Below are 3,601 nucleotides of genomic sequence, written 5' to 3' on the forward strand. Positions count from 1 at the left end.
GCATTTGCACATGCCCACTCACTCACAAATTTCGTCGTATTCGTTCTGTCGGCGCATTCGTGCATTCCGAAGCACTCTTAGCCGTCCGTACGTCCGCGTTTCTCGTGATGCCATCGATGGTAGGTCGACGGCGGCCACTACAATCGGCGTCCATGACTATCATCGCCGCCGCAGATGGCTCGGCCCTCGGCAATCCCGGCCCGGCTGGCTGGTCCTGGTACATCGACGACGACACATGGGCGGCCGGCGGATGGAAGAAGAGCACCAACAACCGCGGTGAGCTCATGGCGGTCGCGGATCTGCTCGCGTCCACGTCTCATCGTGCCGATGAGGAACTCCGGATTCTCTGCGACTCCCAGTACGTGATCAATTCGGTGACCAAGTGGATGCCCGGCTGGAAGAAGAAGGGCTGGAAGAAGCGCGACGGCAAGCCCGTCCTCAACGTGGACATCCTGTCCGTCATCGACCAGCTGATGCAGGGCCGCAACGTCCGCTTCGAGTGGGTCAAGGGTCATGCGGGCCACGATATGAACGAGGCCGCCGACGAGCGGGCCCGCGCTGCGGCCACGTCCTTCCAATCCGGTGAACCCGCCAACGAGGGCCCGGGATTCCCCGGCGCCACCCAAAGCGCCGAACTGATCATGGCGGGTACGGCCCCCGTTGCCGATTCCGTCGCTTCGGGCGGGGAGGCGCCCAAGAAGTCCGCGGGGTCGTCGTCAAGCAAAGCGAGCACGGCTGACGCCCAGGCCGGGCTCTTCGATGTGGCGGCGGATCCGATTGCGGAGGCGGTCGCGAAGGTTCGCACGGCGCAGGGGACGCTGGTTCGCGCGGCCGGCAAGGCTCGCGACGGCGATGACGCGCGGTTGGAGTTCCTGACCAGGCGTGCGGTGATCGTGCCCGCGGAGAAGGACGAGGCGTTTCCCGCGGACTTCTCGGTTCCGAGACCGGAGGTGACGGTCGTGGGCGCCACCGGCGTCGCGGTGACCCGGGGCCGTGGCTGGACGACGACGTCCACGTGGGACGTGTCCGGCGATCCGGTGCTCGTCGCGCACCATTGTTCCGCGCGGGCTTGAACGGCGCCCCGGTCCCCGGCTGGTAGCCTGGGCCGTTGAATGCGGTGACGGAATGCGCTGAGGCGCGGCCCGAATCGACCGCTCTATTCGTCTATATCCGACTTTTTCCCTGCTCTTTCGCCGCAGGCCGCCCCGAACGGGCGCTGCGCCGGCGAGGAGCGACGATTGCGTGAGGAGCTTCCAACACATGGCCGAGAACGAAGGTTCGCGTCCCGACGGAGAGCGTCGCGGAGGCCAGGGCGGACGCCCCGGTGGATTCCGGGGCGGCCGCGGCGGTGGACGTCCGGGTGGACGAGGCCAGGGGGGTCACGGCGGTCAGGGCGGTCGTGGTGGCCGAGGCGGTTACGGAGGCCAGGGTGGCCAGGGTGGCCGTCGTTGGGAGAGCCGGGACGGTGGCGATGATCGACGTAATGATCGTCGTGACGACCGCCGCGATGATCGCGGCGGTCAGCGCGGGGAGCGCCGCGAGTGGCGCCGCGACGACCGTCGTGACGACCGCGGCGGCCAGCGTGGCGACCGCCGCGAGTGGCGTCGCGATGATCGACGCGACGGTGGCCCCCGCGGCGACCGTCGGGATGATCGGCGCGATGACCGCCGTGGTGGCGGCCCCCGCGGTGATCGCCGCGATGACCGTCGGGGCGGTCCCGGCGGTCCGAAGCGCCACTCCAACCGCGGCGGCCGTTTCCAGGACGAGCAAAAGCGCGCGCCGCGCACCGGCCCGCAGCGCCCCGGTTTCCGCGAGGAGCGCATCGTCGCCCGTCAGAACGAGCCCTCGATTCCCGAGGACGTCACGCCCGACGAGCTCGACCCGTCGGTTCGCCAGGACCTGAAGAGCCTGGCCAAGGACAATGCCGACATGGTCGCCCGCCACATGATCATGGCCGCGACGCTGATGGCCGACGACCCGAAGCTGGCGCTGCGCCACGCGCGCGCCGCGAAGGACCGCGCCGGCCGCGTGGGCGTGGTCCGCGAGACCAACGGCGTCGCCGCGTACCACGCCGGCGAGTGGAAGGAAGCTCTCGCCGAGCTGCGCGCCGCACGCCGCATTTCCGGTGGCGCCGGCCTGCTGGCCGTCATGGCCGACTGCGAGCGCGGCCTGGGCCGCCCGGAGAAGGCGATCGAGCTGGGCCGTTCCGACGAGGTTCGTTCGCTTGACGACGAGTCCCGAACCGAATTGGCGATCGTCGTCGCCGGCGCCCGCCGCGACATGGGCGACCTGGATTCGGCGATCATCGAGTTGGAGGCGCAGAACCTCGACCCGAACCGCACCGACTTCGAGGGCGCCCGCCTGTTCTACGCCTACGCCGATGCGTTGGCCGCCGCGGGCCGCACGGACGAGGCCCGCGAGTGGTTCGGCCGCTCGGCCGACCTCGACCCGGACGAGCTGCTCGACGCCCGCGATCGCGCCGCCGAGCTCTAAGGCGCTTCGGCTCCTTTTGGCTTTCGCCTTCTGCTCCTTCTTCTGATCCCCTTTTCCTTCCCCGCACCATCCCCCACAGATTGGACCGACGCTTTTCATGGGCACCGAACTGCTCGCCGGACGTTACGACGCCGCACTGCTGGATCTCGACGGCACCATCTACGAGGGCGGCCGCGCCGTCCCCGGTGCGCTGGAGGGGCTGACGGAGGCGGGGCTGCCGATGCTGTTCGTCACGAACAACGCGTCGCGCGCCCCGGAGACCGTCGCCGATCAGCTGCGTTCCCTCGGGTACGACTGCACGGCGGATGACGTGATGACGTCCGCGCAGGCCGCCATCGAGATGGCCGCCGACATCATCCCGGCCGGTGCGAAGGTGCTGGTGCTGGGTGCGCAGTCGTTCCGCGATCTGGCGACCGACGCCGGCTACGAACTGGTCGATTCCGCCGACGACGAGCCCGCGGCAGTGTTCCAGGGCCACAATCCCGGCACCAACTGGGCGATGATGTCGGAGGCCGCGCTCGCCATCGCGCGCGGCGCGACCTACCTCGCCTCCAATCTGGACACCACGTTGCCCACCGAGCGGGGCCTGCTCGTGGGCAACGGCTCGATGGTCGCCGCGATCGTGTCGGCCACCGGCGTCGAGCCGCGCAGCGCCGGCAAGCCGCTGCCGCCGATGTTCCACCGCGGGGCCGCCCGCCTCGGTTCGGAGCGGCCCATCGTCATCGGCGACCGCCTCAACACCGACATCGCCGGCGGCAACGCCGCGGGCTACGACACCCTGATGACGGTCACCGGCATTTCCGGCCACCACGAGACCCTGTCGGCGATCCCGGAGGAGCGCCCGACGCTCATCGGCGCCGACATGTCCGCGCTCGTGTCCCCGGCCGCCGATGCCGAGCCGCGCCCGCAGGCGGGGTTCACCGCCGAGCGCGACGCGGAGGATCCGGGCGTGATCGTCATCGGCGGCGGCGACGCCTCCGACGCTCGCCTGTCGGATCCGGCCCGCGCAGCCGTCGCCGCGCTGCTCACCGCCGCCTCGGCCGCATGGTTCGACGCCGACGGGGCGCCGTCCACCGCGCCGGTCACCGGCGTGCGCACGACCTCGGAC

At 70.4% G+C, this 3,601-nt stretch carries 3 protein-coding genes; all 3 read left to right on the forward strand.

The genetic code is table 11. The features are described from left to right. The first annotated feature begins 152 nt into the window (after positions 1 to 152). Positions 153 to 1,073, forward strand: a complete 921-nt coding sequence (locus GX015_RS07845; RefSeq protein WP_291344153.1) for an RNase H family protein — start codon at positions 153 to 155, stop codon at positions 1,071 to 1,073. Between the two features lie 187 nt (positions 1,074 to 1,260). Further along, positions 1,261 to 2,493, forward strand: a complete 1,233-nt coding sequence (locus GX015_RS07850) for a hypothetical protein (protein ID WP_291344155.1) — start codon at positions 1,261 to 1,263, stop codon at positions 2,491 to 2,493. A gap of 97 nt (positions 2,494 to 2,590) precedes the next feature. Continuing rightward, the coding region (locus GX015_RS07855; RefSeq protein ID WP_291344157.1) for an HAD-IIA family hydrolase at positions 2,591 to 3,601 on the forward strand (1,011 nt) is incomplete at its 3' end.

It is taken from the genome of Corynebacterium sp. (assembly GCF_012837295.1).
Classification (GTDB): domain Bacteria; phylum Actinomycetota; class Actinomycetes; order Mycobacteriales; family Mycobacteriaceae; genus Corynebacterium.